At 72.6% G+C, this 14,515-nt stretch carries 13 protein-coding genes; 8 read left to right on the top strand and 5 right to left on the bottom strand.

The genetic code is table 11. The annotated features are described in order from the left end of the window. Positions 1-7: 7 nt before the first annotated feature. Complete coding sequence (locus tag ACIQJT_RS27610; protein ID WP_365452160.1) at positions 8-670, bottom strand: bifunctional DNA primase/polymerase; 663 nt, start codon at positions 668-670, stop codon at positions 8-10. 293 nt (positions 671-963) lie between these two features. Here ACIQJT_RS27610 and ACIQJT_RS27605 point away from each other — a divergent pair, with 293 nt between their 5' ends. Both ACIQJT_RS27605 and ACIQJT_RS27600 read left to right on the top strand, forming a co-directional pair. Next, complete coding sequence (locus ACIQJT_RS27605) at positions 964-2,349, top strand: transcriptional regulator (RefSeq protein WP_365452158.1); 1,386 nt, start codon at positions 964-966, stop codon at positions 2,347-2,349. A 170-nt stretch (positions 2,350-2,519) separates the two neighbouring features. After that, the gene (locus ACIQJT_RS27600; RefSeq protein ID WP_402647939.1) at positions 2,520-4,241 is read left to right on the top strand and encodes a hypothetical protein; all 1,722 of its coding nucleotides are present in this window, start codon (positions 2,520-2,522) and stop codon (positions 4,239-4,241) included. Between the two features lie 36 nt (positions 4,242-4,277). Here the strand turns inward: ACIQJT_RS27600 and ACIQJT_RS27595 are convergent, their stop codons facing one another. Further along, the gene (locus ACIQJT_RS27595) at positions 4,278-5,621 is read right to left on the bottom strand and encodes an ABC transporter substrate-binding protein (RefSeq protein ID WP_402647936.1); all 1,344 of its coding nucleotides are present in this window, start codon (positions 5,619-5,621) and stop codon (positions 4,278-4,280) included. 118 nt (positions 5,622-5,739) lie between these two features. Between ACIQJT_RS27595 and ACIQJT_RS27590 the strand changes: the two genes are divergently transcribed. Together ACIQJT_RS27590 and purU are read left to right on the top strand one after the other, a co-directional pair. Further along, positions 5,740-6,240, top strand: a complete 501-nt coding sequence (locus tag ACIQJT_RS27590) for a hypothetical protein (RefSeq protein WP_365452152.1) — start codon at positions 5,740-5,742, stop codon at positions 6,238-6,240. Between the two features lie 46 nt (positions 6,241-6,286). After that, positions 6,287-7,168 (top strand): formyltetrahydrofolate deformylase, encoded by an 882-nt coding sequence (gene purU / locus ACIQJT_RS27585; protein WP_365452150.1) that lies wholly within the window; start codon positions 6,287-6,289, stop codon positions 7,166-7,168. 176 nt (positions 7,169-7,344) lie between these two features. Here the strand turns inward: purU and ACIQJT_RS27580 are convergent, their stop codons facing one another. Together ACIQJT_RS27580 and ACIQJT_RS27575 are read right to left on the bottom strand one after the other, a co-directional pair. Beyond that, positions 7,345-8,646, bottom strand: a complete 1,302-nt coding sequence (locus tag ACIQJT_RS27580; protein WP_365452148.1) for a maleylpyruvate isomerase N-terminal domain-containing protein — start codon at positions 8,644-8,646, stop codon at positions 7,345-7,347. Then, positions 8,643-9,224, bottom strand: a complete 582-nt coding sequence (locus tag ACIQJT_RS27575) for a sigma-70 family RNA polymerase sigma factor (protein ID WP_402647931.1) — start codon at positions 9,222-9,224, stop codon at positions 8,643-8,645. The genes ACIQJT_RS27580 and ACIQJT_RS27575 overlap by 4 nt, the downstream gene beginning before the upstream one ends. 315 nt (positions 9,225-9,539) lie before the next feature. Between ACIQJT_RS27575 and ACIQJT_RS27570 the strand changes: the two genes are divergently transcribed. Further along, positions 9,540-9,920: an STAS domain-containing protein gene (locus ACIQJT_RS27570; RefSeq protein WP_053846151.1), complete on the top strand. Its 381-nt coding sequence runs from the start codon at positions 9,540-9,542 to the stop codon at positions 9,918-9,920. A 183-nt stretch (positions 9,921-10,103) separates the two neighbouring features. Further along, positions 10,104-10,616 (top strand): EF-hand domain-containing protein, encoded by a 513-nt coding sequence (locus tag ACIQJT_RS27565; protein WP_402647928.1) that lies wholly within the window; start codon positions 10,104-10,106, stop codon positions 10,614-10,616. Here ACIQJT_RS27565 and ACIQJT_RS27560 read toward each other — a convergent pair. After that, a complete protein-coding gene (locus ACIQJT_RS27560; protein WP_402647925.1) occupies positions 10,595-12,103 on the bottom strand; it encodes a class I adenylate-forming enzyme family protein in 1,509 nt (502 codons plus the stop codon). The two genes, ACIQJT_RS27565 and ACIQJT_RS27560, sit on opposite strands and share 22 nt — an antisense overlap. A gap of 148 nt (positions 12,104-12,251) precedes the next feature. On the opposite strand from ACIQJT_RS27560, the gene ACIQJT_RS27555 reads away from it, so the two are divergent. Then, positions 12,252-13,385 carry an acyl-CoA dehydrogenase family protein gene (locus ACIQJT_RS27555; protein WP_402647922.1) on the top strand — a complete coding sequence of 378 codons (1,134 nt, stop codon included), beginning with the start codon at positions 12,252-12,254 and terminating at the stop codon, positions 13,383-13,385. A gap of 98 nt (positions 13,386-13,483) precedes the next feature. After that, positions 13,484-14,356, top strand: a complete 873-nt coding sequence (locus ACIQJT_RS27550) for an acyl-CoA dehydrogenase family protein (protein ID WP_402647919.1) — start codon at positions 13,484-13,486, stop codon at positions 14,354-14,356. Positions 14,357-14,515: the final 159 nt, after the last annotated feature.

Genomic DNA, 14,515 nt, shown 5'->3' with positions numbered 1-14,515 from the left:
GAACCCGTCACCGATCCCTGCCGCACGCGTAGGCGAGCGGTGAGATCAGCTCCTCGGCGTCCGGCAGCCAGCGGTTCGCGGGCGTCGGCCGGCAGGCCCACTGCACGGCACCGCCGGACCCGTACCGGGTGGGGGGACCGGCGACGTACGCCCCTTCCCCCAGGGCGACCAGATCGAGCGACGACGGGGTCCAGCCGAGCTTGCGGACCAGCTCCGGCACCTTCACCGACGCCCCCGGCAGCACGAAGAACTGCATCCGGCGGTCAGGGGTCAACGTCACGGGCCCCAGCGTCAGCTCCATCCGCTCCATCCGGGCCAGCGCCAGGAACCCCGCGGTCTCCGGGACGGAGACGGCGTCGAAGGTCCGCCCGGTGGGCAGCAGGATGGAAGCCGTCGGCTGCTTCTGCCACATCCGGCGCGCGACCGTGGCACTGCCGGTGGCCTGCGTGGCCCAGTCGTCCCGGGAGGGATGCGCCCCGGGCGCGGCGCACGCCGTGTCGCCGCAGGAGCACCGCTGCACCCCGTCGACGGCTTCCAGCCAGGTGCCGGGAAAGACGTCCCAGTGGCGCTCCTCGGCGTATCGTACGGCTGTCTCCAGCAGCGATTCCCCGCGCTGCTTCGGAATCTGAGCGGCTTCGGTACCCGCGATCGTCTCTTCCACGCAGAGCACAACTCCCGCACCCACCTCGGGTTACGGCCGCGCCAGGACCTCCGCGCGCGGGGGAAGCGCACCGGTTCCGTGTCCGGGGCGCATGGATGCATGGGTGGGGGCGCAGAGGAGGAACCCCGGCGTGGGCTGGGTAACCACGTCTGGGGTCGGTACGAGTCTTTACCCCGGCAATCCTCGCATGCCTCGCATTTTCGACACGTTGGTGGGGCATTGATCTTCACGGCCGGAACTTTTCGGTGGAAGACACGTCAACTCGGTGCGTGGGCAGGCACCGCAGCCACAGGGGGTACGCCATGGCCGCAAGGCCTCTCGTCGCGCGACAGCCGAACGAACGGCTGCAGGCGCTCATCCAGGAGGCGGGGTGCTCGAACGCCGGGCTCGCCCGCCGGGTCAACATGTGCGGTGCCGAGCACGGCCTCGACCTGCGCTACGACAAGACGTCCGTGGCCCGTTGGCTGCGCGGACAGCAGCCGCGGGGCCGGGCGCCCGCGATCATCGCGGAGGCCCTCGGGCGCAAACTCGGCCGCACGGTCACGATCGACGAGATCGGCATGGCCAACGGCAAGAACCTCGCCTCGGGCGTCGGGCTCCAGTTCTCGCCCACGGTCCTGGGCGCCATCGAGCAGGTGTGTGAGCTGTGGCGCAGTGACGTGGGCCGCCGGGACTTCCTGTCCGGCTCCTCGGTCGCCGCGTCCGCGCTGGTCGAGCCGAGCCGGGACTGGCTGATCTCCTCTCCCGACTCGCAGGTGGCGCGCCAGGCGGGCCCCCGCGTGGGGCAGTCCGACGTGGCGGCCGTGCGCGCGATGACCCAGGCGCTCGTCGACCTCGACCACCAGTACGGCAGCGGGCATGTGCGCCCGGTTGTCGTGCACTACCTCAACAGCGTGGTCTCCGGGCTGCTCGCGGGGTCGTACCGGGAGGCGACGGGGCGTGAACTGTTCGCCGCCGTCGCGCGGTTGACGGAACTCGCCGGGTACATGGCGGTCGACACCGGGCAACCGGGCCTGGCCCAGCGGTACTACATCCAGGCGCTGCGGCTCGCGCAGGCGGCGGGCGACCGCGGATACGGCGGTTACGTGCTCGCCGCGTCCATGAGCCACCTCGCCGCGCAGCTCGGGAACCCGCGCGAGATCGCCCAGTTGGCACGGGCGGCGCAGGAAGGGGCGCGGGGGCGGGTGACACCGCGCGCGGAGGCGATGTTCTACGCGGCGGAGGCACGCGGGCACGCCCTCATGGGCGACGCGCGGGCCACCCAGGCGGCGTCCGGGCGGGCCGTGCACGCCCTGGAGGCGGCCGACTCCTCCTCCGGTGACGACCCGGCCTGGATCGCGCACTTCGACGAGGCGTACCTGGCGGACGAATTGGCCCACTGCCACCGTGACCTCGGTCAGGCCGACGCGGCGGCGCGGTGCGCGCAGGAGTCCCTGGACGGGCTCCCGGAGAACAAGGCGCGCCGGCGGGCCATCGGCCTGGTCCTGCTCGCCACCGCGCAGGTGCAGCAGCGCGAGATCGAGCAGGCCTGCAACACCGGCCTGAAAGCGGTGGAGTTGCTGGAGACCGTGCGCTCCAACCGGGGCGCTGAGTACCTCGACGACTTCCAGCAGCGCCTGGAACCGTTCCGGGACGAGCCCGTCGTAAGGGAGTTCGGGGCCAGGCTGGACCTTCAGGCGGCCGCGTAAAGGAGGACATACGGAGCGGATACGGGCCCGGAACCGTCACGTGATCTCCCGGGACTTGTTACTGCGGTCACAGGGACGCAGGTCACGTCCTGTGCTACGTGGCACCGGGCTCGGAGGACCCGGTAGCGTGAGCCGACGATTCCGAAGTTCCCCCATAAGTAGGAGTCCCGGTGACGCAGAGTGGACAGGGCGAGCAGCCCTCGGCGCGCGAAGCGCGCGAAGGCATCGTGCTGCCCTCCGACGGCGGGGAACCCCTGCTGCCGGGACAGACGGGTGGACACGGCGGTCCGCAGCCCGGCTACGGCCCTCCGCAGCAGGGCGGTTACGGCGGCCCCGAGGGCGGCCGGTCCGGCCAGGCCGCCGACGCGGCCTACGGCCAGCCGCCCGGCGGCCAGGCCTGGGGCACCCCGTGGGGCCCGGACCGGCAGCAGGGGCAGCAGCCGCACCAGGACCAGTCCCAGGCACAGGCCCAGGACTGGTCGCAGCCGCCCGCCCAGCCCTGGGGGACACCCCAGCAGCCGGGCGGCACACCGCCGCAGCCGCAGCCGCAGCCCGCGTACGACACCGACGAGCCGACGTCCTACTACCTGCCGCCCGTCGGTCAACCCGCCCCCCAGTCGCAGCCGTTGCCCCCGCAGCAGGGCCAGGTCGCGTCCCACGGGAATCCCGGGACCGGCGCGCCCCAGCAGCAGGCCACGCCCGGCTACCACACCGACGAGCCCACCTCGTACTACCTGCCGCCGGTGGGCCGGCCGCTCCCGTCCGCCCCCGGCGCACCGGCCTCCGCGCCGCTGCCGCCCGCCGACGAGGGCGCCACCCAGTTCATACCGCCGGTCCCGGCCGCCCCCGCCGACCACGAGGGCGCCACCCAGTTCCTTCCGCCCGTGCGCCCCGGCGCACTGCCGCCCGAGGCGGCCACCGGGGCGGCGCAGTACCCGGGACAGCACCCGCAGGCCCCGTACGGCGCCCAGCCCCCGCAGCACCCGGCCTCCGGCCCCGACGCCGAGGCCACGCAGTTCATCGCGCCCGTGCCCGGACAGGCCTACGGCGGGGAACGGCAGCCGCCCTCGGACTTCGACAACCTCTTCCGCGGCGGCCCGGGCGGTGACGGCGGCGCCGCGTCCACGCAGCAGATGCCGCGCTTCACCCAGCCCGAGGCCGTACCGCCCGCGTACGGGGCCCCGCAGCCGTCGTACGGTTCCCAGCCGCCGTACAGCCCGCCCGGCGGTGACCACTACGACGACGGTGACCGGGGCGGCCGCCGGCGCTCGCGGGTGCCGGTCATCGCCGCCGTGGGCATCGGCATCGTCGTGCTCGGCATCGGTGCGGGCGCGCTGCTCGCCGGCGGCGGCGGGGACGGCGACGGCGGCGACAAGAACCAGACGGTGTCGGCGACGGCCCCCGCGAGCGACGGTTCCTCCTCGCCGGCCGCCGATCCGGCGCAGGCGCAGGCCGTCGAGCTGGACAAGCTGCTGGCCGACAGCGGCAACAGCCGCTCCTCGGTGATCAGCGCGGTGGCGAACGTGAAGTCCTGCAAGAACCTCGGCCAGGCGGCCACGGACCTGCGGGACGCGGCGGCCCAGCGCACCGGCCTGGTGACCCGGCTCAAGGCGCTCTCCGTCGACCGGCTGCCCGCGCACGCCGAGCTGACCGACGCCCTCACCAAGGCCTGGCAGGCGTCCGCGTCCGCCGACAACCACTACGCGGCCTGGGCCGACCAGGCCGCCGGCAAGAAGGGCTGCAAGAAGGGCCAGGCCCGCATCACGGGGGAGACCCAGGCCGGCAACCGGGACAGCGGCACCGCCAGCACCCAGAAGGCCAAGGCGGCCCGGCTGTGGAACACGATCGCCAGGAAGTACAGCCTGACCGAGCGCACGGCCACCCAGCTCTGAACGGTCCGCGGGGGGCGCGACGGCGTCCCCCGCGGGTCAGTCGACGTCCGCGTTCTGGAGGGTCCTCGTCGCGTCGGTGAAGCCCTCACGGGCCGCCACGAGCTGGCCCCCGCGCACCACCTGGAACGTCACATGGGCGTTCACCATGCGCGGGAAGCCGACCGTCGCGAGGTCGTCGGCGGTGCTCCAGGTGTCCCGGGTGGTCCACTGGAGGGTCGGCGTCAGACCGCCGGTGGAGATCTTGAGGCCGCCGTTGAGCGCGCCGCGCACGCTGTCGGCGGACACCTCGCCACTGCCCAGCGACTCGACAGCCTTCTCGAAGACCTGGTAGGCGATCCAGGTGGTCTGCACGCCCGCGTCCGCCGAGTCGATGCGGTTGTCGCCGAAGGCCTCCGCGTTGATGACCTTCTTCATCGCGTCCCAGCGGGCGTCGCTCTCCACCGGGTACCAACCGGTGATGTACGACCCCTCGTACGGGCCCGACGCCCCGCCGGACGCGTCGATCACCGTCTGGTCGACGCTGCCCATCGCCATGGCCGTGCGCACCTCGGGGTAGTCCTCGCGGGCGCGCCGGAAGGAGTCCATGAAGGTGCTGGTGCGGTCGCCGAGCGCGGGCACCACGCACCCCTCCTTGGCGCCCTTCACGCCGGAGCCCGCGGCGCCGGACGTCGAGCTGACGAGCGCCTTCGTCGACTGCGCCGAGTACTCGGTGGCGTCGTCCGCCGCCCGCACGTCGCTCGCGGCCCGGTGACCGCCGGTGCTCAGCCCGGAGTCCAGCAGGACGGGCAGCTCGTCGCCCACGATGGTGTCGGGCCGTACGAGGGTGACGTTGCCGCAGACCGCCGCGAGCTCCTTGCCGAGGCCGGCGAGCAGGGTCGGCTGGCCGCCGTTGACGGGGTAGGACAGCGGGCTGGTGAACTCGTCGTTGGTGACGCCGTAACCGCCGATGTAGGGGATGCCGGCGCCCTCCAGCGGCGGGAAGAACGAGTCGCCGTACTGGCTGTAGGAGCCGACGACCGCGACGACGTTCTCCTTGACCGCACGCCGGGCGCACTGCGCCGCGGACACCCCGTCGTTGTGGTCGTTGCAGGTCAGGACGGTGAGCTTACGGCCGTTGATGCCGCCCCTGGAGTTGACCCAGCGGGCGTAGGCGCGGGCGAAGGCGGGCATGCCCGGCTTGTTGGTCGCGTTGGTGTCCGACGGGGCCCACGTCATGACCTTGATCGGGTCGCCCCCGGAACCCCCCGTGGTACCGGGGACGACCCCGCAACCGGTGACGAGGGAAGCACACGCCATCAGGGCCCCCGCCGCGAGGGCGGTGACTCCGACGGGCCGGTGCCGGGGGAGGAAGGTGCTGCGGATGCGTCGCCTGCCGGTCATGGGCACACACGCTTCCGTCACATCGCCAACTCGGAAGTGACCCTCGGTCAAGGGAAGGTGACGTAAAGGTGAACAGCGAGGGCCTGTGCGGCACGTTTGGGGGAGGAACGTACGATCGGTGACCGTGCAAGGTTCGGAGAACTCTTCCCGTCGCGGCCGTCGCTCCTCCACCATGGGCGGCATGCCACTGAACGACATGCCGTGGTGGCGCTGGCGCAGCAATGTGCGCTCCGCGCTGCACATGCTCTCCGACCCCGTGTTCCAGCAGAACGTCTGGCTGGCCGGCGTCGAGGGGTACGGGGACGTCACCGACGCCGTGTACCGCCTCGTCGAGGACACCTGGCTCGACAACTGGTCCGCCGAGAAGTACGTCGGCACGATCTTCCGGGACTCCCAGGAGGCGGCCCTCGTCGACACCGCCGTGCTGCGGGTGCTGCGGATCATGCACCAGGTCGGCCCGGACGCCCCCGTCTCCGTGTACATGGAGAACCCGGGGTGGCCGGACGCGGTGCGGGCGGCCCGGGACGCGCACGTACGGATGGCGACGGCCGACGGCGAGGACCCCGACGCGCCCCCGCGCACGCTCCAGGTGCTCCAGATCATGACCCGGTCCGCGTGACGGACGCGGTGTCTGCCGCTCCGGTGGATATGCGACCCTGTCCTGCATGAACGAGCAGTCCCCCCGAGCCGAGGCCCTGGCCGACCAGTACGTCCTGACCCTGTCCTGCCCCGACAAGCAGGGCATCGTGCACGCCGTGTCGAGCTACCTCTTCATGACCGGCTGCAACATCGAGGACAGCCAGCAGTTCGGCGACCACGACACGGGTCTGTTCTTCATGCGCGTCCACTTCTCGGCCGAGGCCCCGGTGACCGTGGACAAGCTGCGGGCGTCCTTCGCGGCCATCGGCGACTCCTTCCACATGGACTGGCGGATCAACCGGGCCGAGGACAGGATGCGGGTCGTGCTGATGGTCAGCAAGTTCGGGCACTGCCTGAACGACCTGCTCTTCCGCGCCCGCATCGGCGCCCTCCCCGTCGAGATCGCCGCCGTGGTCTCCAACCACACCGACTTCGCCGAGCTCGTGGGCTCGTACGACATCCCCTTCCACCACATTCCGGTGACGCGGGAGACCAAGGCCGAGGCGGAGGCGCGGCTGCTGGAGCTGGTGCGGGAGCAGGACGTCGAACTCGTCGTGCTCGCCCGGTACATGCAGGTGCTCTCCGACGACCTGTGCAAGCAGCTCAGCGGGCGGATCATCAACATCCACCACTCGTTCCTGCCGAGCTTCAAGGGCGCGAAGCCGTATCACCAGGCTCACGCCCGGGGGGTCAAGCTGATCGGGGCCACGGCGCACTACGTGACCGCGGACCTCGACGAGGGGCCGATCATCGAGCAGGAGGTCGAGCGGGTGGGGCACGACGTCACTCCGGACCAGCTCGTGGCGATCGGGCGGGACGTGGAGTGCCAGGCGCTGGCGCGTGCCGTGAAGTGGCATGCGGAGCGGAGGATTCTGCTGAACGGTCGGCGAACGGTCGTTTTCGCCTAGTTCGCCCAGGGGCTCGGGGTCGACTGTCGCAGGGCGGCTGCGGGCCGGTGGGGGCCGTTCGCGCAGTTCCCCGCGCCCCTTGAGTACGTGCAGTGAACGTGCCTTCAGGGGCGCGGGGAACTGCGCGAACGGCCCCCACCACCCGCAGCCGCCCACGAACCGGCACCCGCCCCCACCTACATGCGGCTCAGGCTCGCCGCGGCGAACAGCACGTCCCTGATCGCCTCACGGTCACCCCCCTGCCCCGCCGCGGCTTCCGCGGGAGACACGTGGCCGGCCGCCAGCTGGCAGAACTCCACCCCGTCCAGCGCCACATGCGCCACCTCGTGCTCCGCCGAACCCACCGCGGCCGGGGAGTCGAGGGGGATCAGCCACTCGCCGCCGCCCAGGCCCTCGATCTCCAGGCGCAGGGTGCGGCCGGGGCCGCCGGCGGTCACCAGGTGCCGTCCGGGGGCCGGTGACGTCAGCCCCTTCTGCCGCCGCTCCGCCAGCACCGCGGGCAGCATCCGGGCGGCCAGGTCGATCATGCGGTTGAGGTGGCGGGGGGAGGGCGGGTCGTACGGGTAGTCGACCGCCGTCGCGATGTCCTCGGCGTGGACCCAGCACTCGAAGGCGCGGTCCAGCATCGCGTCGTGCAGGGGCAGCGTGAAGTCGCCGTAGGCCACCTCCAGCTTCCCGGCCGTGCCGCCGGTGAAGGAGACCGTGCGCACGAGGTCGTGGCTCTGCTCGCGCCACCGGGGCCGGACCGAGCGGGTCGGCGGGAAGTGCGAGGCGCGCCAGAACGCCTCGGTGCGGCCCGACGGCGTGGGCACGTCAGCGGGGGACTCGCCCAGCGGGTCGTCCAGGCCCAGGGCGACCGCGACGAGGCCGTCGACCGACAGCAGGTGGGCTATGACCCCGGCGACCGTCGTACGGCGGCTCGTGGCCTCGTCGGCGTCGAACCAGCGCAGCCTCACCGGGGCGTGCCACTCGGCGTCGCCGAAGTCCTGGAGCAGGGCGTCGAGACGGGCGGTCTCGGCGTCGTAGGGGGTGGCCCAGTCGGGGATCGGGATGCGCGGCGGGCGCCGGTCGAGGCAGCCGTCGAGGACGCGGGTGCGCAGGCCGGGGTCCAGGTCGAGGCTCTCCGGCCGCTGCAGCAGGCCCACCGCGCCGCGCAGCCGCAGCGCCTCCTCGGCACAGGTGCCGCACTCGCCGAGGTGGTCCTCCACGGCGGCCGTCTCCTCAGCCGAGCACGCGGCCAGCGCCCAGGCCCCGAGCAGCGACTTCAGCACGTGGTGCTCCAGGACCAGGGGAGTGGACGGGGCCGGCTCGTCCAGCGCCGGCAGCGGACGGCCGGTGTCCTCGACGGAGGCGCGGGGGAGCGGTATGCGGGCCGGACGGCCGGGGTCGCCCTGGTCGCTCGGTCCGCCGGTCCCGTCGCCGCCGGCACCGTCGTCGTTCCGGTCGTCGTACGCCTCGAAGCCCTCTGTCCCGCTCATGCCGCGCCCCCGTATCCCGGCGGAGCGCCGGGCGCTCCGGTGTCGTGGGCCGTGGACAGGAGCTGGAGGCCCAGGCGCAGGCGGCGGCGGGCCTCGTCCTCGGTGATGCTGAGGTCGGCGGCGGCCTGGCGGTAGTCGCGGCGCTGGAAGTAGGCCAGCTCCAGGGCGGCCCGCAGCGGGGTGGGCATGGACTGGACGATGTAGTCGGCGCGGGCGGCGACCGAGGCGTGCCGCACCTTGCGTTCCAGCTCCTCGGCGGAGCCCTCGCCGGCCCGGGTGAGCGCGGCGGTCTCGGTGGCGCGCAGCCGCTGCACGGCCAGGCGGTGGGTCAGGGCCGCGACCCAGGAGCGCAGCGGGCCCTGCTTGGGGTCGTAGGTCTCGGGGTGCTCCCAGACGTGGGCGAAGACGTCCCGGGTGATGCCGTCGGCGGCGTGCTCGTCCCCCAGCACGCGGTGGGCGAGGCCGTGCACGAGGGAAGCGAAACGGTCGTAGAGCTCGCCGAGGGCGGCCGCCTCACCGCGTGCGAGCCGCTGCTGCATCTTGCGGTCCCAGCGGGGCGGTGCGTCCTTCTTCGCCATGCGGCCCCCTCACCCCCCGGAAGTGTCCGGTCAAGCCTGCGCCGACCGTCTCCTCGAATGTAGTCCGCACCCCCGACAGCGCACGCCCCTTTGTTCCAATGCGCGCCCCCCGAAGGGCCTCAGGTGGTAGTGGACGTTCCTCTACCCGTCCGCTCTTTGATCAGACCTGATCGAACAGGATCGAAGCCGACTAAAACAAGCCTCTTTCGAACGCCTTCCGTTTCTTGCTCTGTGTTTCAGGGAACGGCCGCTGGGCAGCCACGCTGCAAGGAAGCGTAGGCAAGGCTTCCGTTTGCTTTCCGGCGAATGAAGGGCATGGTGGTGGCGTTCAATGTGACCGGCGAAGAGCAGGGCGACTGGACCGTGCTCAGTGTGTCGGGCGAGCTGGACCTGGTGACCTCGCCGGTGCTCCGCCAGCGGGTGCACGACGCGGTGGCCGAGGGCCGCCACAGCCTCGTCCTCGACCTCTCCGAGGTCTACTTCTGCGACTCCAGCGGTGTCGGCGTCCTCATCGCCTCCCGCCGCCTGATCCGCTCCTGCCGGGGCGAGCTGCGGCTGATCCTCCCGGCCCAGGGTGCCGCCGACGGTTCCCACGTCAACCGTGTGCTCGGCGCGCTGGGCGTCCGCCGTCTGTTCGAGGTCCACCCGGACCTGGACTCGGCGACCGACGAGGAGGCGGGACCACTGTCCGCCTGACCCGGCACCGGCGAGCCCTTCCGTCCGCACGGCTGTGACCTGGGGCACCCCGTCTGCCACACCGTTGTCCCGAAATTCCCCCGGTCCTGGCACAAGCGCCGCCTTCCGGTCCCCTGGGCGCCGCTCGCGTCGTACGCTCCGTGCCAGATGCACCCGATGTGATGTGAGGCGGCCCGAAGAGACATGGTCAGCAGCGAGTACGAGCGCAGGATCGCCGACCGGTTCGCCACCTTCGACCAGGACGGCAACGGCTACATCGACCGCGAGGACTTCAACGTGGCGGCCAAGGCGCTGCTCACGGAGTTCGGCACGGCGGCACGCTCCGACAAGGGACAGGCGCTGTACGTCGGCGCCGAGGCGTTCTGGCAGGGCATGGCCGGGATCGCCGACCGTGACGGCGACCAGCGGATCACCCGCGGCGAGTTCGTGAACGGCGCGCTCAAGCGGCTGCGCGACAACCCGGACCGGTTCGCCGAGATCGCGCGCCCCTTCCTGCACGCGGCGATCGACGTGGCCGACCAGGACGGCGACGGACGCGCCACCGTCGAGGACACCGCGCGAGTGCTGCGCATCCTGGGCGTCGGCGAGGACGTCGCGCGGGCGGCCGCGGCCACCCTGGACACCGACGGCGACGGCAAGGTCGGCGAGGCCGAGATCGTGCCCGCCTTCGCGCGCTACTTCACCGTCCCCGAATAGCGCTCCCTGAGCTTGTACTTCAGGACCTTGCGCAGGGTCTCGTTGCGCGGAAGGGCGTCCACCACCTCCAGTTGCTCCGGCAGCTTGTGCGGCGACAGCCCTTCCGCGCGCAGATAGCCGGTCACGGCGTCCAGGGACAACTCCGGCGCGCCTTCCGGCTGTTCCACCACGGCACACACGCGTTCCCCGCGCTCGGCGTCCGGCAGCCCGATCACCGCCACGTCCCCGACGGCCGGATGCGCGGCCAGCAGGTCCTCGATCTCCCGCGCCGAGATGTTCTCGCCCTTGCGGATGATCACGTCCTTGAGCCGGCCGGTGAGCACGAGATGGCCGCTCTCCTTCACGAACCCCAGGTCGCCGGTGCGCAGATACCCCTGTTCGTCGAACGCCTCCGCCGTCTGGGACGGGTCGAGGTACCCCTGGCAGACCGCCTCCCCCTTCAGCCGCACCTCCCCGTCCACGATCCGCACCGACATCCCCTCCGGCGGCCGCCCCTCGGTCGTCGCCAGGTTCTCCGCCGTGTCGTCCGGCGCCCCCATGGTGATCATCGGCACCTCGGTCATGCCGTACCCGTGCGTGAGCTGCACCCCCAGCTCCCGTACGACGGCGTGGTAGAGCTCCGGCGGCTTGGGCGCCCCGCCGCCGGCCAGCAGCCGCAGGGTCGGGATGATCCGCTCGCCCGGGCGCTTGCGCTGCTCGGCGAGGAACATCGAGTAGAACGCCGTCGAACCGCCCGCCACCGTCACCCCGTGCCTGCGGTACCCCTCCAGCGCGTCCGGCAGCGCGAACTGCTCGAACATCACCGCCGGGAAGCCGTACAGCAGCAGCATCACCGTGTAGTCGGGGCCCGCGATGTGCGCGTACGGGAAGGCCATCGAGCCCACGTCGTCCGCCGTGAGACGCAGTGCGTGCGCGAGGCAGGAGCCGCCCGCGATCAGCGAACGGTCCGTGTGCAGGACGCCCTTGGGATCGGAGGTGGTGCCCGAGGTCCAGTAGATCCAGCGGACGGAGGTGCCGTCGGCGGGCGGGGGCGGGAGCACCGCCGGGTCGCCGTCCGGGAGGTCGTCGTACGCCTCGAAGATCCCCTTGGCGCCGAGCCGCCGGGCCATCTCCGTGTGGTCGAAGCCGCGCCAGGTGCCCGGCACCGCGAAGAACTCCGCCTTCGACTCGCGGAGGGCGAAGCCGACCTCGCGGTCCCGGTAGAAGGGAATGACCGGCGACTGCACGGCGCCCAGGCGGGCCAGGGCGAAGGAGAGCAGGGCCGTCTCGATGCGGGTGGGCAGCTGCCAGGCGACGACCGTGCCGGGGCGTACACCCAGGTCGTAGAGCCCCGCCGCCACCCGTTCGGCACGCGTGCGCAGTGCGCCGAAGGTGAGCGTGCGGTCGTCCTGGAGCAGGACCGGGCGGTCCGGGGTCAGGTCGGCGCGGCGGGCGGCCAGGTCCCAGAGGGTGCGGGACGCGCCGAGCGCGTGGGCGGTGTCGGTCACGGTGGCCCCCTTGTGCGGCAGTAGAACTGACGGGTCGTCAGATCGTGGGCAGAGTGTAGGGCTCGGCACCTTGCCGGTCCAGGGGTGTGCGACCTAGCCTTCGTGCACGGGCTGTATCTGACGAGTCATCAGATATGGGGTTGGCGTCATGGATCTCGCGTACACGCCGGAGGAGGAGGAGTTCCGGGCACGGCTGCGCGAGTGGCTCGCCGAGGCGCTCCCCACGCTGCCGCCGAAGCCGCCCCCCGGGGACTGGCCCGGCCGCAGGGCGTACGACCTCGGCTGGCAGCGCATGCTCCACGACGCCGGGTACGCGCACGTCCACTGGGACGCCTCGCCCACCACCCGGCTGATCTTCCTGGAGGAGACGGAGACCGCGGGCGCGCCCTACGTCGGCGCCGGGTTCGTCGGACTGCTGCACGCCGGGCCCACGATCGCCGCCGAGGGGACGCCCGCACAGCGCGAGCGCTGGCTGCCGCCGATCCTGCGCGGCGAGGAGGTCTGGTGCCAGGGGTTCAGCGAACCGGACGCCGGCAGCGACCTGGCGGCGCTGCGCACCCGCGCGCGCAGGGACGGCGACCACTACGTGGTGACCGGGTCCAAGATCTGGACCTCGCACGCCGAGGTGGCCGACTGGTGCGAGCTGCTGGTGCGCACGGACCCGGCGGCGCCCAAGCACCGGGGCATCACCTGGCTGGCGATGCCGATGTCCGCACCCGGGGTCGTGGTCCGTCCGCTGCGCACGCTCGCCGGGTCCGCCGAGTTCGCCGAGGTGTTCCTCGACGAGGTGCGGGTGCCGGTGGCGAACCGGGTGGGCGAGGAGAACGACGGCTGGCGCGTGACGATGGTGACGCTGTCCTTCGAGCGCGGCACCGCCTTCGTGGGCGAGGTCGTCGCCTGCCGGCGGGTGCTGGGCGAACTCGCCCGTACGGCCCGGGAGAACGGCCGCTGGGACGACCCGGTGCTGCGGCGCAGGCTCGGGCGGCTGAACGCCGAGTTCCGGGCGCTGTGGCGGCTCACGCAGTGGAACGTGAGCGAGGCGGAGGCGAGCGGGGCGGTGCCCGGGACGGGAGGCTCCGTCTTCAAACTCCGGTACTCGCACGCGCGGCAGGACCTGTACGACGCGGCGGCGGAGGTCCTCGGCGCCGAGTCGCTGGACCTCGAACGGCCCTGGGTGCTGGACCGGTTGTCCTCGCTGTCGTACACCATCGCGGCCGGGACCTCGCAGATCCAGCGGAACATCGTGGCCGAGCGGGTCCTCGGGCTGCCGAAGGGGCGGTAGCGGTCGAGCGCCGGGTGCGGGCGGGTGGGGTCTGGTCGCGCAGTTTCCCGCGCCCCTGAGTGGGTTGCCCCGACCCCTCGTCCAGAAGGAGGCGTGAGGTGCGGTTTCAACTGACGGATGATCAGCTGGTGTTGCGGGACGCGGTCCGTGGTCTGCTCGCCCGGCATTTCCACCGGGACGCGCTCCGGGCAGCCGTGCGGGAGCCTCGCCTGGACCGTGTGCTGTGGCGGGCGCTGGGGGCCGCCGGGTTCTTCTCGCTGCGGGTGCCGGAGTCGGACGGTGGGGTCGGACTGGGGCTGCCCGAGGCGGTGTTGGCGTTCGAGGAGGCCGGGCGGGTGCTGCTGCCCGGGCCGCTGGCGGCGACCCACCTCGCCGCGGGTGTGGTGGACGGGGCCGCCGAGGGGGAGGTCGTCGTCACCGGCGTCGACCGGGACGGGCTCGTGGAGTGGCTGGACGAGGCTGACGTGGTGCGCGGGGACGCCGTCGGGGCCGTGGCCCTGAGATCGGTGGACCCGCTCACTCCGCTCCACCGGGTTCCCGGAGCGCGCCCTGCTGCGGTCGATCCCGTCGGCGTGCTCCTCACCGCTGCCGAGCAACTGGGCACCGCCGCGCGCCTCGGTGAGCTCGCGGTGCAACACGCGCGGACGCGGCAGCAGTTCGGGCAGCCGATCGGGGCCTTCCAGGCGGTCAAGCACCTGTGCGCCCAGATGCTGGTGCGCACGGAGACGGCCCGGGCCGCGGTGTACGCCGCCGCCGTGACCGCGGACCCCATGGACATCGCCGCGGCGCGGCTGCTGGCCGACGAGGCGGCCGAACGGGGTGCCCGGGACTGCCTCCAGGTGCACGGCGGGATGGGCTTCACCTGGGAGGGCGAGGTGCACCTGCATCTGAAGCGGGCCTGGGTGCGGGCCCGTCGGGCCGGTGGCGGTGCGGAGAGCGAGGAGTCGCTCGCCGTCGATCTGCTGGCCTGAGGCGACCGCGACCGGCCCGCTCTCCGGGACGCCCGCAGCGGATGTCGCGGATCGTGGCACACCGGAATCACGGAGCGTTGATATCGGGTTGTGTCCTATGTGTGACTCGTCACGTCCTGGAGTCGGTGCCCCGCTCCGGTACCTTGTGTGGGATGCGAG

This window comes from Streptomyces sp. NPDC091972 (genome assembly GCF_044756385.1).
GTDB lineage: Bacteria > Actinomycetota > Actinomycetes > Streptomycetales > Streptomycetaceae > Streptomyces.
This window is presented reverse-complemented; position numbering and strand designations above follow the sequence as displayed.